Genomic DNA, 20780 nt, shown 5'->3' with positions numbered 1-20780 from the left:
CCCCTTGGCATGCCCCCCAAATCCCCCCGGCAGGTGGAAGTCTATGACTTCCGCCGGCCCACGACGCTTGCCCGCGAGCATGCCCGGGTCCTGGAGCTGGCTTTCGATACCTTCGGACGCCAGTGGGGCACCCAGCTGACAGCCAAGGTGAGGGTCCTGTCCCAGGTCACCTCCGAGCAGGTACAGACCATGACGTACGACGAGTACGTTGCGACACTTCCCGAGAACACCGGCATGGTTCTTTTTTCAATGCCGAACATCTCCGCGAAGGCCGTCATCCAGTTCCCGATGGCTGCAGCGCTGTCCTGGGTCCGGCACATGCTCGGCGGCAGCGGCAACCAGCCCGCCCCGGAGCGGAAGCTGACCCACATTGAGCAGGCGCTCCTGGGCCGGATCATGGACGAGGCACTGGAAGACCTCCACTACGCGCTCGGCAGCCTCCTGGCCGCTCCGCTCTCCCCGTCTTCGATCCAGTACAACTCGCAGTTTGCCCAGGCAGCAGGCTCCACAGTGCCGATGATCGTGGCCCGTTTCGAGATGGTGGTGGGCGACGCCGTCGCTCCCGCCACCGTCGCCCTGCCCGCCGAAGCGATCCTGCCCCAGCTGGGTCCTGTCCGTCCGAACCTTTCGGACGCGACCCCGGCCGAACTCATTACCGAGCAGCTGGCCAACCTGCCGGTGGACGTCTCCCTGCAGCTGAACCCCGTAATGGTGAAGCCCAGCAAGGTGCTGGAGCTCTCCGTGGGGGACGTCCTAAGCCTTGAACATCCGCAGCACCGACCCCTGAATGTCACAGTCGACGGCCAGACGCTGGCCCAAGCCGCGGTGGGGGCCAGCGGCTCCCGTCTGGCCGGAGTGATCGTAAGCACCGAGGAGAACATCTAATGAGCACCACCCTGGCCCAGCACGCCGAAGCCGCAGCAGCCCTGGTTGGCCTGCTGCCCACCCCGGCTCCGCTCCAGCCCGCCCCGCACTCTTCGCTGGGTCTTCCGCTGGAAGCGATGACGCAGGCCGTCACTGCCTCCTTCGTCGGATCTGTCTCCGCTGACCTGGCCGTTGTACTGCTGTCCGCAGCGGGCAGCGTCTCTGACGTCGCCGGAACCGATTCCCCCGTGGTTTCCGCAGCCGACGTGCTGCGCCCTGCACTGGAAGCAGCCAGCGCCACTTTGGGCGCCGGTGTGCTCGGTGACGCCCGGACGGAGGACGCCTCTGCCCTGTTCAGCCACATGGACGCCTCCGTATTTGAGCTGCGCGGGCCCGAAGGCACCGCCGGCTGGTTCGCGGTGCGCGTGCGCTCCGGTGAAAACGGCAGCACGGCCGCCCAGTCCGTGGTCGGCAAGCTTGGCCGTATCAACAACGTCGAAATGGCGCTGACCGTCGAAATCGGCCGCACCCGCATGGCGGTGCGTGACGTCCTGAACCTCGAACCGGGCCGCGTAGTGGAACTTGACCGTTCCGCCGGCGCTCCGGCAGACATCCTGCTCAACGGCCGGCTGATCGCCAACGGCGAGATCGTCGTCGTCGACCAGGACTACGCCGTCCGCATCACCAAGATCCTGGATGTAGCTGAGGGCCTGGGCTAAATGGATGATTCCGCAGTCATGGCGCTGCGGGTCCTGGTATCGCTCGGTGTGGTCCTGGGGCTCCTGTGGTGGCTCCAGCGCCGGCTGGTCCGGGGACGTGCCTCCTCCGGTGTCGAAGCGCCCGTCCGGGTGCTGAGCCGGCAGGCCATCAGTCCCAAGGCTTCAGTCGTGGTTCTGGAAACCGGCGGCCAGCGCTTCCTCCTCGGTGTCACCGAGGCCAACGTGAACGTTCTCCACACCTCCGAGGCTCCGCCTGCGCCCGACGCCGGGTTTGCCGCCTCGCTCCAGGACGCCTCCGGCGTGCCTGTTCCGGGAACGGACGACGGCGGGCTGCCGCGCCGCCGCGATACGCGGCGCGCCGCCCCGGAGGGCGCAGCCTCCATGCTGAACGGTTCGATTCTCTCTCCTGATACCTGGCGGCAGGGCGCAGCCTTCCTCCGCCGCGGACGGACCGAGTAATGCCCGCGACAGTTCCCTCTATCACCGAGCTCTTTTGCGGCTCTGCAGCCACTAAGGCGTCCGGCGGTCCCCGCCGTTACCTGCTCACGGCACTGTTCGTGCTTGCAGCCACGCTGGTGCTGCTTCTCGCCGGCGCTGCCGCCGGACACGCCACGACTTTCGATCCGGTAGCGCCGGCTGATCCCGCTGCTCCGACACAGCCCGGGGATCCGGAGGAGACCGGTGGATTCTCGGTAGACATCAACGGCGTTGACGGGACCCCGTCCACTGCCGTTGTCACCCTCATCGGCATCACACTGCTTTCGGTCGCTCCGGCCCTGCTGCTGATGATGACCTCCTTCACGAAGATCTTCGTGGTACTGGCCATGACCCGCAATGCGCTGTCCCTGCCCTCCATTCCGCCGAACCAGGTGCTGGCCGGGCTGGCACTGTTCCTTTCCCTGTTCATCATGTCGCCGGTGCTCACGGAGATTAACAACCTGGCAGTCCAGCCCTACCTCAACGGCGAGTTCACCTTCAATGACGCGCTCGGGGCCGGTTCCGGGCCGCTGCAGCAGTTCATGCTGGCCCACACACGGGAAGAGGACATTGCGCTGATGACCCGTGCTGCGGGCCAGCCAAACCCGGAGAGCCCGGAGACCGTGCCGCTGCTGACACTGATTCCGGCATTCATGATCTCGGAGCTGCGGGCAGCGTTCATTATCGGTTTCGTTATCTTCATCCCGTTCCTGGTCATCGACCTGGTGGTTTCCGCAGCGCTGATGTCCATGGGCATGATGATGCTCCCGCCGGTCATGATCTCCCTGCCGTTCAAGATCCTGCTTTTTGTGCTCGTTGACGGCTGGGGCCTGATCATCACGTCGCTGGTGAACAGCTACCAGGGCGGTGGCTGATGGATACCAGTGCTGTCCTGGACATTGGCCTCCAGGGACTCTGGGTAGCGGCGAAGCTGGCCGCACCGGTGCTGCTGACCGCCCTGGTGGTCGGTTTCTCGATCTCCCTGCTGCAGTCCATCACGCAGATCCAGGAAATCACGCTCTCCTTCGTGCCGAAGGCGATCGCGGTGTGCATCGCACTGCTGGTCTGCGGCCACTGGATGATCACGGAAATGATCACCTTCACGCAGCAGCTGTTCGAGAAGATCCCGTCGCTGCTCGGCGGAGGATGACATGTCCATCACCATCGACCAGGCCTGGCTGGAAGCGGTAATGCTGGCCGGTGTGCGGATGGTTGCGTTCCTGGTCATCGCCCCGCCGTTCTCCTACAACGCTTTTCCGGGCAGGGTAAAGGCGATGCTCGCCATCGGGCTGGCGCTGGCCGTGGCCCCGCAGGTCTCCGAGGGCTACTCGAACCTCGGGACGGCGGCTTTTATCACCGGGCTTGTCCTTGAATTCGTTGTTGGTGCAGTGCTGGGCTTCCTGGTCCTCATCGTGTTTTCGGCAGTGCAGTCGGCCGGTCAGCTGATCGACCTCTTTGGCGGCTTTTCCCTGGCCCAGGGATTCGACCCGCAGTCAATGGTCAACGGTGCCCAGTTCACCCGCCTGTTCCAGATCACGGCGCTGGCCCTGCTCTTCGCCTCTGACGGCTACCAGATGATCATCTCCGGACTGGCCCGCAGCTTCTCAGCCCTGCCGCTGGCCGGCGGAATAGACCTCTCCGACCCGGCGCAGGCGATGATCACCGCAGTGACCCAGATGTTCATCGCCGCAGTGCAGATCGCCGGACCGCTGCTGGTGGTGCTCTTCCTGGCGGATGCAGGGCTTGGCCTGCTGACCCGTGTTGCGCCGGCGTTGAACGCCTTTGCCCTGGGCTTCCCGCTGAAGATCTTGCTGACCCTGACCCTGGTATCCGTGGTGTTCGTTGCCCTGCCCCGCGTGGTTTCGGTGCTTGTGGACCAGATTGTGCGCACGCTGGCGGGGGTGGGATAAATGCCGGAACAGGACTCCGGAGAGCGGTCAGAAGCCGCCACCCCAAAACGGATGAAGGAAGTCCGGGAAAAGGGCCAGCTTTCCCGCTCCGATGACCTCACCGCCTGGGTAGGCGTGGGTGCGGCGGCAGCCATGATGCCGACGACCATTGGCCGCGGTGCAGACAAAGGCGCTGAAAGCCTCATGCGGGTCGACTCGCTGATGGCTGACCCCAGCCCGCAGGCCGCACTGCGGATGTTCCAGGACGGACTGGGCGGCCTGACCTACGTCCTTGGGCCCATGCTCTCGGTGGTGGTGGTTGCCGTGCTGGCCACTGCAGCACTGCAGGGCGGCATCCACTTCAAGAAGTTCAAGGGCAAGTACGAACAGTTTGACGTGGTCAAGGGCATGAAACGGGTCTTCGGCGGGCAGGCCATCTGGAACGGCGTGAAGGCCCTGCTGAAGACTGCCGTCGTCGGGCTCGTTCTGTACGCAGTCATCCAGAACCTGATGCCGGTGCTGATGACGGCCGGCGGCATGTCCATCAGCGCGCTGATCGCCGAGGCGGGCGGGGGAGTAGCCACGCTGCTTCAGTTCGCCGTCGCTGCGGGACTGGCCCTGGCCGGCGCGGACATCCTGATGGTGATGCGCCGGAACCGTAAAAGGACCCGGATGACCAAAAATGAGGTCAAGGATGAGAACAAGAACACCGACGGCGATCCGCTGATCAAGTCACAGCGCCGTTCCCGCCAGCTGGCGATGAGCCGAAACCGCATGATGGCTGCGGTAGCGGACGCCGACGTCGTGCTCCTCAACCCGACCCACGTGGCCGTGGCGCTGAAGTACGAACCCGGAAAGTCCGCACCGCGTGTCACGGCGAAAGGTGCCGGCACGATCGCCGCGCGCATCCGTGAAGAAGCCGAGACCAAGGGCGTGCCCATGGTCCGCGACATCCCCCTGGCGCGGGCCCTGCATTCGGCCTGCGAGCTGGGCCAGGAAATACCGGTCGAGCTGTACAACGCAGTCGCCCGGGTCCTGGCCTTCGTCATGGCCCTGAAGAACCGCGGCGCCGCCGCCGGGGTGCACACCATGGCACCCGACCCCGCTTCCACTGTCCCCGCCCCACAACACCGTAAGGCCCCGCTGTGAACCGCAACCTCCTGAAGCTCACCATTCCCGTGGGCGTGATCGGCATTATCCTGCTGCTGGTGGTCCCCATCCCCGCGGGCATGCTGGACGTGCTGATCATCATCAACATCCTGCTCGCGCTGGTGATCCTGCTGACCACCATGTTCGTGAAGAAGCCCCTGGACTTCTCCGTCTTCCCGTCCATGCTGCTGGTAGCGACCCTGTTCCGGCTTGGCCTGAACGTCGCGTCCACCCGCCTGGTGCTCGGCGAAGGGTATGCAGGCCAGGTCATCGAGGCCTTTGGACACGTTGCAGTGGGCGGCTCCCTGATCATCGGTGCCGTAATCTTCCTGATCCTGGTTGTCATCCAGTTCGTGGTTGTCACCAAGGGTGCAGAACGCGTCGCCGAAGTCGGGGCACGGTTCACCCTGGATGCCATGCCGGGTAAGCAGATGGCCATTGACGCGGATCTGAACGCCGGACTGATCACGGACATCCAGGCCCGTGAACGCCGCGCCGAGGTCTCCGCTGAAGCAGACTTCTACGGGGCCATGGACGGCGCCTCAAAGTTCGTCAAGGGCGACGCGATCGCCGGCCTGATCATCATCATCATCAACGTCATCGGCGGCATCGCGATCGGCATGCTGCAGCGCGGGATGTCCGCCGGGGAAGCGATCAACACCTACACCCTGCTGACCATCGGCGACGGTCTGGTCACGCAGATTCCTGCTCTGCTGATGGCAGTCTCCACGGGCATGATCGTTACCCGGTCCAATGCCGAATCGGACATGGCATCCACTGCTTCCGCCGAGCTGAGCCAGTCCCGCAACGCGCTGATGATCGCCGGCGCAGCAGCGATTGTCATGGCACTGATCCCGGGTATGCCGAAGATCCCGTTCATCGTGATCGGCGCACTGCTGATCTTCGCCAGCCAGCGCGTCAAGGCACGCCAGGCCGCCGAGGAGGCCGCTGCTGCGGACCCCGTTGCCCTGCTCACCGCGGCCCCGGCGGCAGACACCACGGAAGACCTGATCGAACAGATGCGCGTGCACGCACTGGAGGTGATGCTCTCCCCGGACCTCGTGGACATTGTCACCGGCGGGTCGGACGATCTCCTGGCCCGGGTCCGGGCCCTGCGGCGGAAGATCGCACTGGAACTGGGCATCGTCGTACCCCCGGTGCGGACCCGGGACAGTGTTGACCTTCCGGCCTCCACCTACGTGATCCGTATTGCCGGGGTGGAAGCCGGCCGCGGCGAAGCCCCCGCGGGGAAAGTCCTGGCACTGGGCGACTTCCTGGACGGCCTGCCCGGCACCGCGACCGTCGAACCGGTCTTCGGACTCGCCGGCAAGTGGGTGCCCACCGAAATGCGGCATGCCGCGGAAATGGCCGGCGCCACCGTGATCGACCGCGTCTCGGTGCTCGTCACCCACCTTTCGGCAATCATCACGGCCAACGCCGCACGGCTGCTCACCCGTGAGGACGTGCGGGTGCTGACCGAAGGCGTCAAACAGGTCAGCCCCTCCGCCGTGGATGAACTCATCCCCGGTGTGCTCTCGCTGGCTGAGGTCCAGCGGGTTCTCCAGGGCCTGCTGGCGGAGCAGATTCCAATTAATGACCTTCCCCGGATCTACGAATCCCTGCTGCTCAAGGCGAAGGCCTCGCCGGACCCGGAAGGGCTCGTTGAAGCCGCCAGGCAGGCCCTTGGGCCGGCGCTGGCCGCCCAGTACGTCAACTCCGGAGTGCTGAGGGTGATCATGATCGATCCCTCGCTGGAGCAGTCCATGCTCGAGAACCTGCGTCCCTCAGACCAAGGCACCCAGATCCTGCTTGACCCGACCCGGATCGAAAGCATCATAGGATCACTTAAGTCCACTGTGGCCACAGTGGAGAACGCGGGCCACACGGCGGTGCTCGTCTGCGCACCCGCGCTCCGGCCGGCCATCCGGCGCCTCGTGGCAGCGCAGACCAACGGGCTGCCCGTGCTCTCCTACCAGGAGGCCACCGCTGCAAACGTGAACATTGAGACAGTAGGAGTGCTCCGTGGAACCGAGACGATTTCAGCTTGAGGGTCCGTCCATTGACGCCCTGAAAGCCAAGGTCCTCGCAGAACACGGACCCCGGGCGCGGATCATCGGGGCAGAGAAGGTCACCGTCGGAGGTATCGGAGGGTTCCTCGCCCGCCACCACTACGAGGTGACGGTAGAGCTGCCGCCCCGCGGCCGCCGCGCTGCACCTGTGGAGGCGGACCTGCCCAGCCGGGCCGGCATCGGGGCGCTGCTGGCCAGCGCGGAAGAGGCCGAAAGCAAACTCAGTCCCAGGACGCCGCCGTTGCCGGACGTTTCCACCGCCACCAGCGCCTTCGCGGACCTCATCGCCGACCTGTCACAGAACACCGGCGCGCCTGCCCGCGCACCTGAACCTGCCCGCGCACCTGAACCGGCCCGGATTCTTGAACCGGTGGAGTTCCCGCAAATTTCCTCCCCCGGTCCCGGGGACGCCGTCCAGCGGCAGGAGGTCCCTTCGCCCCTGGCGGGTGCGGGCGACCTGGTGATCGTAGTAGGGCTGGGGCAGGACCCCATGCTGGTCTGCGAGTCCATGGCCGCGGCTGCCGGATTCAGTGCCCAGGCGCTTCGCGCGGCCGGTGCAGTGGGCGGCGGCGGTGTGGGGCGGGCCGGTGACCGCCGCTCCGTGGCCACTGCCCGCGCGGCCGGGGTGCTGGCCGGCCACCCCATTTTCCTTGCGTACGGCATCGGCCGCGGCGTCAGCGAAATCGCACGCCACACCACCCTGATCTCGGCGTTGTCTCCAGACCAGCTGTGGGTCGCAGTTGACGCCGGGCGCAAGACTGAGGACACCGCGGCCTGGGTAGGTGCGGTCCGGGCGGCGGCTCTCGTCCACGCAGTCGCTGTCGAAGGGCTGGAAGGTACTTCGACGCCGCAGACGGTAAATACGCTGGGCCTGCCTGTTGGCTGGCTCGACGGCGCCGCTGCGCCCGCGCCAATCCTGTGACATCCCGGGTGCAGTATCTGTGCCGCATCGATAATGCCGTGCATGCTTGCGATAGAGTGACTAAATGCTCGTGCTAACGCGGAAATCAGGAGAGCAGATCCTGATCGGTGATGACATTGTCATTACCGTGCTCGATTCGCGGGGCGACGGTGTCCGAATTGGCATTGATGCACCCCGCGGAATGAAAATCCAGCGCAATGAAGTTGTCCGCGCTGTCGAAGAAGCCAACGTTGCGGCAGCCACGCCTTCCCCCGACGGCGAAGAGCGAATCAAAGCGCTCCTGGAACTGCGCCGGCCGCAGGCCGACTAGCAAGCCTTCTTCCTCCGGGACAACGTGTCCCGCCCATCCGTAACTCCAGCCGGTGGCTGCCGTCCGTTAAAAGCCGAGCCCGGCAACCATTGGGGTGGCAGCCGGGGCGGCGAGCCAGGCTCTTTCCGCGGACGGGCGGTCAGAGCGGACACATGCAACTGTGCGGCTCGATTGGGTGCAGTAATTACTTGGGGATACTGCGGTTTCTTTCTTGGGGAAAGTTCTAGCTTCCGGACCGTACCTTGGTGCCGAAGAGACGAATGGTGCGGCGGGCGGGTGCGGACATCCGCGTGCGGGAGCCGGCGACCTGGCGGACGACCTGGCCTTTGTCGGAGCGGGTGCCGTAGTAGTCCTGAAGGACCCGGCGCTCGTGAGTGGAGCAGCGCACTCCGGGGTAGCGGTAGCCGCGGATTACCCAGTAACCGGTCTTGTCCGAGGGACGCTTGTCATCGGCCCAGTCCGGAACCAGACGGCGGCCGCATTCAGCGCAGAGGGCTGCAACGTGGCTGTCCCGCTGGGCATCCGTGTAGCGCTTGACCAACACATCGGTACCGGCGTTCCATGCGTTCACGTTCTACCCCCAAAAGTTTGCGGTCCTGATGTCCCGCGCGGCTTGCTGTTTTGCTGATGGGTATGACGATATAGCTGCTCTCCAAAACAAACGCTCAAGTTCGGCCCGCATGACGCGCAATGTTTCCTGAAGAATTAGTTGAGCCAATCTTGAGCTTCGCGGGCCTGTCTTTGGTAATGGAAAGAGCGGCAGCCGCCCTCGGGCAACTGCCGCTCTTTTCGTCTTTTATGCCGTTCCCGGAAGGGGCAGGACCCAATTCCCGAGGAACATTCAGCGGGGGCGACGCCGCAGCAGGAACCAGCGCAGTGCACGAATGAGTCCCATTAGCCCGAAGACGATGGGCATGATGGCAATGATGCGTGCCACGGGATCGTCAACGAAGGCGAAAATGCAGACGCCGAAGAATACGTGGAGGGCGTAGCCGGCCGTCTGCATGGCGGGGGAGTGCTTCCGGAGCGCTTTGCGAAAGGTAGTGATTTTGGCTCCCGGAAGTTCTTGGTTCTGCTGCAGCAAAGCCCCCGGGACCAGTGGTGGTGCCGGGGGCTTTGCGGTGGAGCCTCCTGCCAGAATCGAACTGGCGACCTTCTCATTACGAGTGAGACGCTCTACCAACTGAGCTAAGGAGGCGGGCTTCCTCTAACCGGTAACGGCCAGAATCCACAAGGAATAACTTTATACGGCGCAGGCAGCCGGGTCAAAAGCGAGGCAAAGCTGCGGCACCCGGGCATGCACCGGGTGCCGCACCGCGGCTGTACTTCCTAGGAACAAATCAGCCCGTCCTCGGGGACGGTGCCGTCTATGAAGTAGTCCTCGACGGCGTCGGCAATGCACTGGTTGCCGCGGCCGTAGGCGGTGTGCCCCTCGGCTTCCCAGGTGACCAGGACAGCGGAGTCCAGCTGGCCGGCCAGCGCCTGCGACCATTCGTACGGTGTGGCAGGGTCTCCGGTGGTGCCGATCACGAGGATCGGCGCCGCGCCCTCAGCTGTCAGCGGGCGGGGCTCATTCACCGGCTCGTAGGCCCACGCTTCGCAGGTCAGCCCGCCGTAGGCGAGGAACCGTCCCAGGGTGGGGGAAGCGGCCTCGAGTTCGGCGGCGTCAGCAGCCATCTGCTCCGGGTCGCTTTCCATCGGGTAATCCAGGCAGTTCACTGCGCTGAAAACCTCATAGGAGTTGGACTCGTAGGTGCCGTCGGGGTTCCGTTCGGCGCCCAGATCCGCCAGCATCAGCATGGTAGTCGGGTCCCCGCGCAGAGCGGATCCGAGCGCCTGCGTCAGGGCGGGCCAGTTGGCATCGTTATACAGCGGCAGGATGAATCCGCTGACGAAGGTGGCAGCGGTGACCAGGCGGCCGTCGGCAGCACTGAGGGGGCTGGCCTCCACTGAGGCGATGAGGTCACGGATGGTTTGCACGCCGTCGTCCACGGTGCCGTCCAGCGGGCAGTTGGAGGAAGTCTGGCAGTCTTCCACGTAGGCCCGGATTGCCTGTTCAAACGCACGCGCCTGTCCAAGGGTGATCTCTTCGTTGCTCGCAGCGGGGTCAACGGCGCCGTCGAGCACCAGCCGCCCCACCTTCTCCGGGAACAGCTCAGCGTAGGTGGCTCCGAGGTACGTGCCGTAGGAGAAACCGAGGTAGTTCAGCTTGGGGTCCCCGGCCACGGCGCGCAGGATATCCATGTCCCTGGCAGCACTCTCGGTGTCCACGAAGCCGAGGAGTTCCCCGGACGTTTCGGCGCAGGCACCGGCGTATTCAGCGGCGCTGGCCCGGGCTTCTTCAAGTCCGGCGGGAGTGGACGGGTCTGTCATTTCGGCGCGTGCCTCATCCACCTCCTTGTCGCTGAGGCAGTCCACGGGAGTGGACCTGCCGACCCCGCGGGGATCGAAGCCCATGATGTTGAACTCGCCGCGCAGCCGGGCGGTGGTGATTCCTTCCAGCGAATCGCGGACCGTGGCGTAGCCGGATCCGCCGGGGCCGCCCGGGTTTACCAGTACTGTTCCCTCGGGGGTGCCCCCGGCTTCGGCCAGAATCACGCTGAGTTCAATGCTTTGCCTGCCGGGATCTTCGTAATCAAGCGGTACTTCCACCGTGGCGCACAGGAATGAATCGTCCTCGCAGGACTCCCACACCACTTCCTGGGAGTAAAAGTCCTGGAGGTCTTCGGGCACCTCACCGACTATTTCGGGGGCAGCGGACTGTGTGCCCTCCCGGGGTGCCTCCGACTCGCCGGGGGTGCAGGCCACCAGGCCAGCCAGTACGACGGCGGCTGTGCCGGCCGCCGCTGCACGGCGCAGCGTGCGGGACAGGCCCCGGGGAGGGCGTCGTTCATGGGTCATTGCGGCGGCTCCTGGATCCGGGGTGGTGGTCTTGGTGGTGCGGTGCTTCACAAAAGGCTGACGGCCATGGCCTCGATGGCCAGCAGCGGGGCGACGTTGGTGGTGACCAGCCGGCGTCGCACCGCGTTGATCTCTTCCATCCGGCCCAGGATCGCTTCGGGAGTGGTCTGCCCGGCGAAGGCTTCGAGCTCCGGCCGAAGGGATTCATTGACCAGGTCGGTGCCGGAGTCCATCGCGAGCACCAGGGCGTCGCGGTAGAAGGAGAGAAGGTCAGTGAGGGCGCGGTCGAAGTAGTCATTCTTGGACCGCTTGGCCCGCCGCACCTGGTCCTCTTCCAGGCGTTTGACCTGGCTGCGCATGGAGGGAGGCAGCGTTCCTGATTCAGGGGCGCCCAGGGAGGCCAGCAGCGCGGCCTTCTCCTCGGCGTCGCGCGCTTCGAAGGAGCTGGCGGCTTCCGCCTCGGCCAGCGCCACCAAATCCGCCGCGGCCTTCATGGCGCCCGAAACACTGCGCAGGGAAAGCGGGAGCCGGACGATCTTCTCCCGGCGCTGCCGTGCCCCTTCGTCGGTGGCGAGGCGTTTGGCAACTCCTACATGGCTCTGCGCCGAACGGGCAGCGTCCTGTGCCACCTGGGGATCAATCCCGTCCCGGCGCACCAGAAGCTCGGCGACGTCGGCAACCGGCGGAAGGCGCAGCCCCACCGGGCGGCAGCGGGACCGGATAGTGACCAGCACATCCCCGGGGCTGGGGGCACACAGCAGCCAGATGGTGCGCGGCGGCGGTTCTTCGATGGCCTTGAGCAATACGTTTGTGCTGCGTTCCTGCATACGGTCGGCGTCTTCGACAATCAGCACACGCCAGCGTCCGGTGGAAGGCTTGTCCTGGGCCTTCTTCACCAGTTCCCGGGCCTCTTCGATGCTGATGGTGACCTTTTCCGTGGTCACGGATGAAACGTCCGCGTGGGAACCGGCCATCGCTGTCCGGCAGGAGTGGCACGTCCCGCACCCGCGGAGGGCAGGGTCAGGCTCCTCGCACAACAGGGCAGCGGCGAAGGCACGGGCAGCGTTGGAACGGCCGGAACCGGGCGGACCGGTGAACAGCCAGGCGTGGGTCGGGCGTTCTTCGGCAGCCGCGCGGCGCAGCTGCTCCACTACCGGTGCCTGGCCCTGCAGGTCATCCCAGACGCTCACGGCAGCAGGCCTCCGATCCGCGCCAGGATTTTCTGTGCCAGATCCGCCACGGGTGCCGATGCATCCAGGACCAGGTACCTGCCGGGGGATGCTTCAGCCAGGGCAAGGAACGCCTGGCGGATACTGCCGTGGAAACTGTCCGGTTCCGATTCCAGCCGGTCTTCGGCTGCATCGGAGGCCGTGCGGCGGCTGCGGCCGGATTCGGGATCCACGTCAAGCAGGACAGTGAGGTCCGGAACCAGGCCTTCGGTGGCCCATTCGTTGATGGAGCGGACGGCGTCCGTACCCAGATTCCGCCCGGCGCCCTGGTAGGCCACGGAGGAATCGATGTAGCGGTCACAGACTACGACGTCGCCGCGGTCCAGGGCGGGCCGGATCACCTGGTCCACATGGGCAGCGCGCGAGGCGGCGAAAATGAGGGCTTCAGTGCGGGCATCGATCTGGCCGTGGCCGTGTTCCAGGACCAGCGAGCGCAGTTTCTCGCCCACCGGCGTGCCCCCGGGTTCGCGGGTGCGGACCACGCTCCGTCCGGCGTCCTGCAGTGCCTGGGTGAGCAGCGACGCCTGTGTCGACTTGCCCGCGCCGTCCCCGCCTTCGAAGGCGATGAAAAGACCGGCACGGGATTCAGAAATACTCACCCGCCTAGCCTACCCAGTCAGGCTGGGAATGAGCTGTCGGCGGCGTGCCCCCGCTGTCCGGCGAGCAGCCGCAGGATCTCGCCGAGCTGTGCCGTGTGGTTCAACAGGCGTCGAGAGCTGATGCGGCCGTCCTCAGCCTGGCGATGGCCATCACCGCGCTGCGGCAGCCGTCAGATCCGGATCCCACTCCCGGAGGACAGTTCGTCTAGCCGCGTAGCCGCGTGTCGGAACATGACGTCTGCGCCGGTGCCCTTGAAGCACCGGCGCAGACGTGCGGTCTACGCTAAATCCCATGAGCACAGCAACCGGGCACGGGCACACCGCCGCACAGCTTTCACCGGAAACCACAGTCGTCGCAGCCGGCCGTCCGGAGCGGACCGCGGATTCCGCCGTGAACCCTCCGATCGTCCTCAGCTCCACGTTCCACGGCACGCGGGCCACCCGGGAGGGGGACCGGATTTACGGCCGGTATTCAAACCCCACGTGGGACCCGTTCGAAGAAGCCCTCGGAACCCTTGAAAACGCCGAACTTCCCGCCCTGGTCTACTCTTCCGGGCTCGCTGCAGTCATTGCGGCAATGTCCCTGATCCCCGCGGGCGGCACGCTGGTGATGCCCCGCCACAGTTACCAGGGATCATTGCTGCTGGCCGCGGGGGACGCCCGCGACGGCCGTATCACCGTGCGCACCGTGGACATTGCGAACACTGAGGAAGTCATCGCCGCCCTCGATGGCGCGGCCATGCTTTGGCTTGAGAGCCCCACGAACCCGATGCTTGAGGTCGCCGACCTGGCTGTGCTGGCCGACGCGGCCCACGCCGCCGGTGCCCTGGTGGTTGTGGACAACACGTTCTCCACACCCCTGGTGACCAGGCCGCTGGACCTCGGGGCCGACGTCGTTGTGCACTCGGTGACGAAGTACCTATCCGGGCATTCCGACGTCGTGCTGGGCGCCACCGTAACCTCCGATCCCGAGCTGCGCTCGCGGCTGCTCACCTACCGGTCGCTGCACGGAGCCGTGGGCGGCCCGTTCGAGGTGTGGCTGGCGCTGCGGGGCCTGCGTACCCTCGCCCTTCGGGTGCAGCGCTCGATGGAAACGGCCATGGAACTGGCCGGCAGGCTGGCAACTCATCCCGGTGTGGAAGCCGTGCGCTATCCCGGGCTGCCCCAGGACCCCGGCCATAGCCGGGCAGCCGCCCAGATGGACGGATTCGGCTCGATTCTCTGCATCGAGGTTGCCGGCGGTGCCGAAGCCGCTGACGCCGTAACGGAGAAGGTGGAACTCTGGCTTCCGGCCACGTCGCTCGGAGGCGTCGAGTCGCTGATTGAACGCCGCCGCCGGCAACCCGAGGAACCCGTCTCCGTTCCGGAGAACCTGCTCAGGCTGTCCGTAGGAATCGAAAACGTTGAGGACCTCTGGAACGACCTCGATCAGGCTCTTCCACGGTAGGGTGGACCCGTGGCACTCGTTCTTATACTGCAGAACCTCATCTACCTGGTCCTGGGCATCGTTGCGCTCGTCATCGAGCTGTGGGCGTTCGCCGACTGCGCCCGGCGCAAGCCTGCCGATTTTGAGCGCGCCTACAAGCGCACCAAGGGCTTCTGGATGGGCCTGACCGGCGGTGCCGCCGCAGTCGGACTGCTGTCCGTTCTGCTGTTCGGTCCGCTGGCGCTGCTGCTCTTTGAGCTGGCCGCCGTGGTGGCCGCATCCGTCTACCTCGCGGATGTCCGGCCGGCCCTCAACGAGTCCAAGGGCCGCGGCGGAGCCTACGGCTCCTGGTAGCGGTCCTCAGACCTGGTCCGCAGCGGGCGCTACGGCGTCCCACGCCACGGTTATTTCCCCCAGCCTCCACCGGCTCGGCCCGGTAAGCAGCGGCCAGCCTGCCGCCCGCAGCGAACGGCACATGGCAATCCAGCGCTGCCGGTTCCCGTAGGACGCCATGGGGGCAGCCTCAGTCCAGGCCTTGTCCATGGCCTGCAGGAAGGCATGCACCTTCTCGCCCGGTACGTTCCGGTGGATCAGGGCTTTGGGCAGCCGTTCCGCTACATCGGAGGGCAGGCTGAAGGCTCCGAACCGCAGCGAGATGCTCAGCGACACCGGGCCTGCCTGCTCCAGGACAACCCAGGTTGAACGGCGCCCAATCTCGTCGCAGGTTCCGTCAATGAAGATGCCGCCGTCAGCCAGCCGGCTGCACACCATATCCCAGTGTGCGGAATACTCATCCTCGCTGTACTGCCGCAGCACGTTGAATGCCCGGACCATTACCGGCCGGCGTCCGTTCAGCGGCAGCTCGAACCCGCCCTGGACGAACCGAAGTCCGTCCCGCTCAAGCGGTTTGGCGGCACGGACGCGCTCCGGATCGATCTCAATCCCGACCACGCTGACGTCTGCCCGCACTCCGCTGATCCGCGAATGCAGTTCCACGGCTGTTACCGGTGCGGCGCCGTAGCCCAGATCGATGACCAGGGGGTCCGCCGCACGGCGCAGCCGCCACCCTTCAGGACCGGAGAGCCAGCGGTCCACCCTTCGCAGTCGATTCGGGTTTGTAGTGCCCCGGGTCACATTTCCCACGGGTTTTGAAGGGATTTTCACCAAACAATGTTACCGGCCGGCGGTGGATGCTCATGACCGGACGGCGCCGCCGCGGAACCCCGTACCCCAATGCACTCCAACAAGGCACGTTGGTTACGGACCGCCCTGCCAGCGCCGTCACTGTGCCGCTACGATGCTTTTATGACCTACAAAGTGATCCTTCTGCGCCACGGGCAGAGTGAATGGAATGAAAAGAACCTCTTCACCGGCTGGGTGGATGTGGATCTCACGGACCTGGGCCGGGCCGAGGCTCTCCGAGCCGGTGAACTGCTGGTGGAGAACAACATCCTCCCGGATATCCTCTACACGTCGCGGCTGCAGCGGGCCATCAACACGGCCAACATCGCGCTTGGCGAAGCCGACCGCATCTGGATCGATGTCAAGCGCAGCTGGCGGTTGAACGAACGCCACTACGGGGCGCTTCAGGGCAAGGACAAGGCCCAGACGCTGGCCGAATACGGCGAGGAGCAGTTCATGCTCTGGCGCCGTTCCTACGACACCCCGCCGCCGCCCCTGCCGGACGACAGCGACTTCTCCCAGGCGCACGACGCACGCTACGCCGACCTCAGCGACGAGGAAAAGCCGCGCACCGAGTGCCTGAAGGACGTGCTGGAGCGCTTCCTCCCGTACTGGGAAAGCGACATCTCCCAGGACATCCGCTCCGGCAAGACGGTGATGATCGCTGCGCACGGCAACTCGCTGCGCGCCCTGGTCAAGCACCTTGACGGGATTTCCGACGCCGACATCGCGGCCGTCAACATTCCCACGGGTATCCCGCTGGTGTACGAACTCGACGAAGACCTCAAGCCGGTCAAGGCCGGCGGCACCTACCTGGATCCGGAAGCCGCCGCGGCATCCATCCAGGCCGTTGCCAACCAGGGCAAGCAGAAGAAGTAGTCCCGGGCTGCAAAGAAGGTGCCCTTCCCCGCAGGGAAGGGCACCTTCTTTGTCTGGTGTGGTCCGGGCGTCCTAGACGGCGCTCTCGGAGATGGGCTGCCACTCACCGGTCACGAGGTAGTTGACCTTCCGGGTGACGGAAACTCCGTGGTCGGCGAACCGTTCGAAGTACCGGCTTGCCAGGGTCAGGTCCACGGTGGTCACGGGGGAGTTGTTCCAGTCGGTGGAAGCAACGGCCTTGAACACACCGGCATGCAGTTCGTTGATCCGCGTGTTGTGCGCGTAAATCTCCTTGCTGAGATCCAGGTTGCGGGTCTCAAGCAGCTCGGTGAGGAGCTCGGAAATGGCGATGTCCAGGCGTGCCATTTCCTTGAACGTCTCCACCATGTTCTCCGGCACAACGTTGGCCGGGTAGCGCAGGCGGGCCAGCTGGGCGATGTGCCGTGCCAGATCGCCCATCCGCTCAAGCGAGGCGCTCATTCGCAGCGAGCCGACGATCATGCGGAGGTCACTGGCTACCGGGCCCTGGAGGGCCAGGATGTCGATGGCACGCTCGTCGAGGTCGTTCTGCAGGAAGTCGATGCGGGCGTCCGCGGCGATGACGTCCTGTGCCAGTTCGGTGTCGGCCGTCTCGAACGCCTGCGTCGCCTTCTTCATCGCTTCGGTGACGAGCTGGGAAATCTGGGTCAGCTCCTCACCGATCTGGTGAAGCTCGGCCTGGAAAACCTTGCGCACTTAATGCGTCCTTTCGATCAACTCTTACAGGGCCGGCAACCGGCCCTGCGGCTCCAATCATGCTGCCAGCATCCGGTTAACTCTCGACCCTCTTGAAGTGAACGTTAGTTTAACGGTTGGTCGAATGCCACTGGAGAGCCAACCGGTATGAGTCGCTCAGCCTAAGCTAGGACTGTGAATCCTGTACTGCTGGGCCTGCTCTCAGGCATCCTCGGCCTGGCCGTTGGTGTCTTCGGCGTCGTCGCCTATGTCTCCAGCCAGCGGCACCGCCGCAATCTGGCGGAAGTGGATGAACCGGCGCTCTCCGAGGGTGCCGCGGAGATCCTTGGCGTCCTTGGCCGCGCCTACATCGTTGTTGACGGGATCGACGGCGTTGTCCGGGCCAGTCCCGGTGCGTACGCCTTTGGGCTGGTGCGCGGGCACACGCTGATGCAGGAAGAAGTCCTGGCGCTGACTGCGAGGGTCCGCAGGGACGGCGTGATCGAGGAACGGAACGTGGAACTGAACCGCGGCCTGCTGGGGGAAGCCAGCCTGATCCTGCAGCTGCGCGTCGCCCCGATTGCCGAGGAGTACATCCTCATCCTGGCCGATGACCGTACTGAGGCAACCAGGACCGAGGAAATGCGCAACGACTTCGTTGCCAACGTCTCCCACGAACTGAAGACCCCGGTGGGGGCAATCTCGCTCCTTGCGGAAGCCATCGACGACGCCGCGGCTGACGAAGAAGCGGTGCGCCGGTTCGCGAAGCGGATGCACAAGGAAACAGTGCGTCTTTCCGCGCTGGTACAGGACATCATTGAGCTTTCCCGCCTCCAGGGCACCGACATGGTGGACCACGCGGAGCCTGTGGACATCAACGAGCTGGTGGCCGACGCCGTCGAGGCCAACCGGCTTCCGGCGGAAAAGCGGAATATCACGGTGGTGATGGGCGGCAGTGCTGATAACCCGGTGTATGCCGACGGACCGATGCTCACCACGGCCTTCCGCAACCTGATCGACAATGCCATCCGCTATTCGCCCGAAGGCAGCCAGGTGGGTGTGGGCATCCGCTCACGCGACGGCCTGGCACAGGTCACGGTTACCGACCGCGGGCCCGGGATCGCCCCGGACGACCAGGAACGTGTCTTCGAAAGGTTCTACCGGATCGACTCGGCACGGTCACGCAATACCGGCGGCACCGGCCTGGGCCTGAGCATCGTCAAGCATGTGGTTTCAAACCACGGCGGAGAGGTGAATCTCTGGTCCCAGCCGGGGCAGGGTTCCACTTTCACCGTGCGGCTCCCCGAAATGGATGCCGCGGATTCAGAGGAAATGGCGGATTCCCCGCCGCGGACAGACGGCGCTGCTGCGCCGGCCGGCAAGGAGTGAGTTGAGCAGGATCCTGATTGTGGAGGACGAAGAGTCCTTCAGCGACCCGTTGTCCTACCTTCTTGAACGTGAAGGCTTCGAGGTCGCAGTGGTGGACAACGGTCTGGACGCCGTTGCCGAGTTTGACCGGTCCGGGGCGGACCTGGTGCTGCTTGACGTGATGCTCCCCGGGCAATCCGGGACCGAGGTCTGCCGGCAGCTTCGTCAGCGCTCGGACGTTCCCGTCATTATGCTCACCGCCCGGGACGCCGAAATCGACAAGGTGGTGGGTCTGGAACTCGGCGCAGATGACTACGTCACCAAGCCGTACTCCTCAAGGGAGCTGCTGGCGCGGGTTCGGGCTGTGCTGCGGCGCCGCAGCGACTCCGGAGACCTGGGCGGAGCCACGGTCCAGGCGGGGCCGGTGCGCATGGACGTAGACCGGCATGTGGTGAGCGTCAGCGGGCAAAACATACCCATGCCCCTAAAGGAATTCGAGCTGCTGGAAATGCTGCTGCGGAACGCCGGGCGGGTCATGACCCGGGGCCAGCTGATCGAACGGGTCTGGGGAGCGGACTATGTCGGGGACACAAAAACCCTGGACGTGCACGTGAAGCGGCTTCGCGCCAAGATCGAGCCGGACCCCTCGGCGCCGGCGCACCTTGTCACTGTGCGCGGTCTCGGCTACAAATTCGAAGCCTGACGCCCGGGCAGAGCGCACATAAAGAAGGTCCGCCCGGTAGAACCGGGCGGACCTTCTTTATGTTTTAGGTGTGGAGCTCCGGCGCCGAAGGCGCGGCTGCCGCTACGGGGCAGGGGTCTCCGTGGCCTCGGCTGCAGGCTCTTCGGAAGGAGTGGGCTCCGGGGTGGGCAGGTAATCCTCGTAGTAGGAAACCTGGCCGTCCACGACGGGGAGGTTCAGGGTTGCCGTTTCAGAGCCGTCCTTGGCTTCGGCACGGATGCCGGTGCCCGGAAGGACGTTGACGGCCTCTACAAGGACCTCAGCCTGCGGGGCGTCGTCGTAGACAACCTTGCCGCCGCCGGGGATGTTCCAGGACAGGTTGGAACCGCCAACGGAGAGTTCAAAGTTGATCGGGTCGGCAGAGTCGTTGATCACGGTGCCCATCAGGCGTCCGGGCTCACCGTCACCCTCGCTGACCACCAGGATGTTGCGCAGCTGCAGGTCGCCCAGGTCCTGGACGATGCCGTCGGACGGGGAGTACTCCATGGTGGTTGCCTGATCGTTCACGGCACTGCAACCGGTGGCGCCCAGCAGCGACAGCGCAATAACACCGGCGGCGGCAGCGTTCCGCGCCCGGTTCCTGGATGTGAAAATCACAGCACAAACTCCTGAAGGGTGGCGGTCCAAGGACCGAGGGATGTTTGCACCTAGCCTATCGGCAAACCCCCGAAAACATGGATTTCGCTACGTCAGGGAGCCTGTTAAAACTACTCAGCAGGCTGCGGGCGAAGGGCTGAATCATACTCAGTTTTTGGGCTCAGGCCCCTGACCTGCGCAAACTCTTCTCGGCGTGTCGCCAGCATGTTAGACTAGGGGTCGGGAAAGGGGAAAGTCCACATGGTTTTTGAGGTTGGCGAGACAGTAGTTTACCCTCACCACGGTGCCGCGAAGATTGAAGAAATCAAGATGCGGACCATCAAGGGCGAAGAGAAAATGTATCTCAAGCTTAAGGTGGCACAGGGTGATCTGACCATTGAAGTACCGGCTGAAAACGTTGACCTTGTTGGGGTTCGCGACGTCGTTGGCAAGGAAGGCCTCGAGCACGTCTTCGATGTCCTCCGTGCAGAACTGACTGAGGAACCCACCAACTGGTCCCGCCGTTACAAGGCAAATCTGGAGAAGCTCGCTTCGGGCGACGTAGTCAAGGTTGCTGAGGTCGTCCGCGACCTGTGGCGCCGCGACCACGACCGCGGTCTTTCCGCGGGCGAGAAGCGCATGCTCGCAAAGGCACGCCAGATCCTCATTTCGGAGCTTGCCCTGGCCGAAAAGACAGACGAGGACCAGGCTGCCGCTGTACTGGACGAAGTCCTTTCCAGCTAGGCCCTGATTCCAGCTGCCGGT

General features: G+C 65.0%; 25 protein-coding genes and 1 tRNA gene. 17 read left to right on the top strand and 9 right to left on the bottom strand.

The annotated features are described in order from the left end of the window. The first annotated feature begins 9 nt into the window (after nucleotides 1-9). From FYJ28_RS14340 to FYJ28_RS14295, 10 genes are all read left to right on the top strand, one after another. Nucleotides 10-885 (top strand): flagellar motor switch protein FliM, encoded by an 876-nt coding sequence (locus tag FYJ28_RS14340; RefSeq protein ID WP_055240734.1) that lies wholly within the window; start codon nucleotides 10-12, stop codon nucleotides 883-885. Beyond that, nucleotides 885-1583: a flagellar motor switch protein FliN gene (gene fliN / locus FYJ28_RS14335; protein WP_055240735.1), complete on the top strand. Its 699-nt coding sequence runs from the start codon at nucleotides 885-887 to the stop codon at nucleotides 1581-1583. Before FYJ28_RS14340 ends, fliN begins: the two co-directional genes overlap by 1 nt. Further along, the gene (locus tag FYJ28_RS14330) at nucleotides 1584-2042 is read left to right on the top strand and encodes a FliO/MopB family protein (protein ID WP_055240736.1); all 459 of its coding nucleotides are present in this window, start codon (nucleotides 1584-1586) and stop codon (nucleotides 2040-2042) included. It abuts the gene before it with no gap. Further along, on the top strand, nucleotides 2042-2935 hold the full coding sequence (fliP, locus tag FYJ28_RS14325) for a flagellar type III secretion system pore protein FliP (protein WP_154579769.1): 894 nt from the start codon (nucleotides 2042-2044) through the stop codon (nucleotides 2933-2935). The genes FYJ28_RS14330 and fliP overlap by 1 nt, the downstream gene beginning before the upstream one ends. Next, nucleotides 2935-3210 carry a flagellar biosynthesis protein FliQ gene (gene fliQ / locus FYJ28_RS14320; RefSeq protein ID WP_055240737.1) on the top strand — a complete coding sequence of 92 codons (276 nt, stop codon included), beginning with the start codon at nucleotides 2935-2937 and terminating at the stop codon, nucleotides 3208-3210. The genes fliP and fliQ overlap by 1 nt, the downstream gene beginning before the upstream one ends. 1 nt (nucleotide 3211) lies before the next feature. Further along, nucleotides 3212-3970 (top strand): flagellar biosynthetic protein FliR, encoded by a 759-nt coding sequence (locus tag FYJ28_RS14315; RefSeq protein ID WP_055240738.1) that lies wholly within the window; start codon nucleotides 3212-3214, stop codon nucleotides 3968-3970. Next, nucleotides 3971-5098 (top strand): EscU/YscU/HrcU family type III secretion system export apparatus switch protein, encoded by a 1128-nt coding sequence (locus FYJ28_RS14310; protein ID WP_154579768.1) that lies wholly within the window; start codon nucleotides 3971-3973, stop codon nucleotides 5096-5098. After that, nucleotides 5095-7146: a flagellar biosynthesis protein FlhA gene (locus FYJ28_RS14305; protein WP_326831743.1), complete on the top strand. Its 2052-nt coding sequence runs from the start codon at nucleotides 5095-5097 to the stop codon at nucleotides 7144-7146. Before FYJ28_RS14310 ends, FYJ28_RS14305 begins: the two co-directional genes overlap by 4 nt. Further along, nucleotides 7121-8089, top strand: a complete 969-nt coding sequence (locus FYJ28_RS14300) for a hypothetical protein (protein ID WP_154579767.1) — start codon at nucleotides 7121-7123, stop codon at nucleotides 8087-8089. The genes FYJ28_RS14305 and FYJ28_RS14300 overlap by 26 nt, the downstream gene beginning before the upstream one ends. Before the next feature lie 64 nt (nucleotides 8090-8153). Then, the gene (locus FYJ28_RS14295; protein WP_055240742.1) at nucleotides 8154-8399 is read left to right on the top strand and encodes a carbon storage regulator; all 246 of its coding nucleotides are present in this window, start codon (nucleotides 8154-8156) and stop codon (nucleotides 8397-8399) included. Nucleotides 8400-8622: 223 nt separating this feature from the next. On the opposite strand, the gene FYJ28_RS14290 is transcribed toward FYJ28_RS14295, so the two are convergent. The 6 genes from FYJ28_RS14290 to tmk all read right to left on the bottom strand — a co-directional run bounded on the left by FYJ28_RS14290 (nucleotide 8623) and on the right by tmk (nucleotide 13122). Beyond that, nucleotides 8623-8970 carry a hypothetical protein gene (locus tag FYJ28_RS14290; protein ID WP_055240743.1) on the bottom strand — a complete coding sequence of 116 codons (348 nt, stop codon included), beginning with the start codon at nucleotides 8968-8970 and terminating at the stop codon, nucleotides 8623-8625. 270 nt (nucleotides 8971-9240) lie between these two features. After that, nucleotides 9241-9405: a hypothetical protein gene (locus FYJ28_RS14285; RefSeq protein ID WP_154579766.1), complete on the bottom strand. Its 165-nt coding sequence runs from the start codon at nucleotides 9403-9405 to the stop codon at nucleotides 9241-9243. 116 nt (nucleotides 9406-9521) lie between these two features. Next, nucleotides 9522-9597: transfer RNA gene (locus tag FYJ28_RS14280), tRNA-Thr, on the bottom strand. A 131-nt stretch (nucleotides 9598-9728) separates the two neighbouring features. Continuing rightward, complete coding sequence (locus tag FYJ28_RS14275; RefSeq protein WP_154579840.1) at nucleotides 9729-11300, bottom strand: alpha/beta hydrolase; 1572 nt, start codon at nucleotides 11298-11300, stop codon at nucleotides 9729-9731. Nucleotides 11301-11347: 47 nt separating this feature from the next. Continuing rightward, nucleotides 11348-12490, bottom strand: a complete 1143-nt coding sequence (locus FYJ28_RS14270; RefSeq protein WP_055240746.1) for a DNA polymerase III subunit delta' — start codon at nucleotides 12488-12490, stop codon at nucleotides 11348-11350. Next, a complete protein-coding gene (gene tmk, locus FYJ28_RS14265; protein ID WP_055242108.1) occupies nucleotides 12487-13122 on the bottom strand; it encodes a dTMP kinase in 636 nt (211 codons plus the stop codon). Before tmk ends, FYJ28_RS14270 begins: the two co-directional genes overlap by 4 nt. A gap of 50 nt (nucleotides 13123-13172) precedes the next feature. Here tmk and FYJ28_RS14260 point away from each other — a divergent pair, with 50 nt between their 5' ends. From FYJ28_RS14260 to FYJ28_RS14250, 3 genes are all read left to right on the top strand, one after another. Then, complete coding sequence (locus tag FYJ28_RS14260) at nucleotides 13173-13337, top strand: hypothetical protein (RefSeq protein WP_154579765.1); 165 nt, start codon at nucleotides 13173-13175, stop codon at nucleotides 13335-13337. Between the two features lie 83 nt (nucleotides 13338-13420). After that, nucleotides 13421-14575 carry a trans-sulfuration enzyme family protein gene (locus tag FYJ28_RS14255; RefSeq protein WP_154579764.1) on the top strand — a complete coding sequence of 385 codons (1155 nt, stop codon included), beginning with the start codon at nucleotides 13421-13423 and terminating at the stop codon, nucleotides 14573-14575. A gap of 9 nt (nucleotides 14576-14584) precedes the next feature. Then, nucleotides 14585-14908: a DUF2516 family protein gene (locus FYJ28_RS14250; RefSeq protein WP_055240748.1), complete on the top strand. Its 324-nt coding sequence runs from the start codon at nucleotides 14585-14587 to the stop codon at nucleotides 14906-14908. A 6-nt stretch (nucleotides 14909-14914) separates the two neighbouring features. Here FYJ28_RS14250 and FYJ28_RS14245 read toward each other — a convergent pair whose 3' ends face one another. Then, a complete protein-coding gene (locus tag FYJ28_RS14245; protein WP_326831742.1) occupies nucleotides 14915-15718 on the bottom strand; it encodes a class I SAM-dependent methyltransferase in 804 nt (267 codons plus the stop codon). A 141-nt stretch (nucleotides 15719-15859) separates the two neighbouring features. Here FYJ28_RS14245 and FYJ28_RS14240 point away from each other — a divergent pair, with 141 nt between their 5' ends. After that, a complete protein-coding gene (locus tag FYJ28_RS14240; RefSeq protein ID WP_055242110.1) occupies nucleotides 15860-16615 on the top strand; it encodes a phosphoglyceromutase in 756 nt (251 codons plus the stop codon). Nucleotides 16616-16687: 72 nt separating this feature from the next. Here the strand turns inward: FYJ28_RS14240 and phoU are convergent, their stop codons facing one another. Further along, a complete protein-coding gene (gene phoU, locus FYJ28_RS14235) occupies nucleotides 16688-17350 on the bottom strand; it encodes a phosphate signaling complex protein PhoU (protein ID WP_055240750.1) in 663 nt (220 codons plus the stop codon). A 174-nt stretch (nucleotides 17351-17524) separates the two neighbouring features. Here phoU and FYJ28_RS14230 point away from each other — a divergent pair, with 174 nt between their 5' ends. Both FYJ28_RS14230 and FYJ28_RS14225 read left to right on the top strand, forming a co-directional pair. Next, entirely contained in the window at nucleotides 17525-18718 is a 1194-nt protein-coding gene (locus FYJ28_RS14230) for a sensor histidine kinase (RefSeq protein WP_326831741.1), read from the top strand. 1 nt (nucleotide 18719) lies between these two features. Beyond that, complete coding sequence (locus tag FYJ28_RS14225; RefSeq protein WP_154579762.1) at nucleotides 18720-19400, top strand: response regulator transcription factor; 681 nt, start codon at nucleotides 18720-18722, stop codon at nucleotides 19398-19400. 102 nt (nucleotides 19401-19502) lie between these two features. Here the strand turns inward: FYJ28_RS14225 and FYJ28_RS14220 are convergent, their stop codons facing one another. Next, nucleotides 19503-20036 (bottom strand): hypothetical protein, encoded by a 534-nt coding sequence (locus FYJ28_RS14220; RefSeq protein ID WP_055240753.1) that lies wholly within the window; start codon nucleotides 20034-20036, stop codon nucleotides 19503-19505. 240 nt (nucleotides 20037-20276) lie between these two features. Between FYJ28_RS14220 and FYJ28_RS14215 the strand changes: the two genes are divergently transcribed. Next, a complete protein-coding gene (locus FYJ28_RS14215; protein WP_055240754.1) occupies nucleotides 20277-20759 on the top strand; it encodes a CarD family transcriptional regulator in 483 nt (160 codons plus the stop codon). The last annotated feature ends 21 nt before the right edge of the window (nucleotides 20760-20780 follow it).

It is taken from the genome of Arthrobacter sp. BL-252-APC-1A (assembly GCF_009696625.1).
In the GTDB taxonomy this organism is placed as follows: Bacteria; Actinomycetota; Actinomycetes; order Actinomycetales; family Micrococcaceae; genus Arthrobacter_B.
This window is presented reverse-complemented; position numbering and strand designations above follow the sequence as displayed.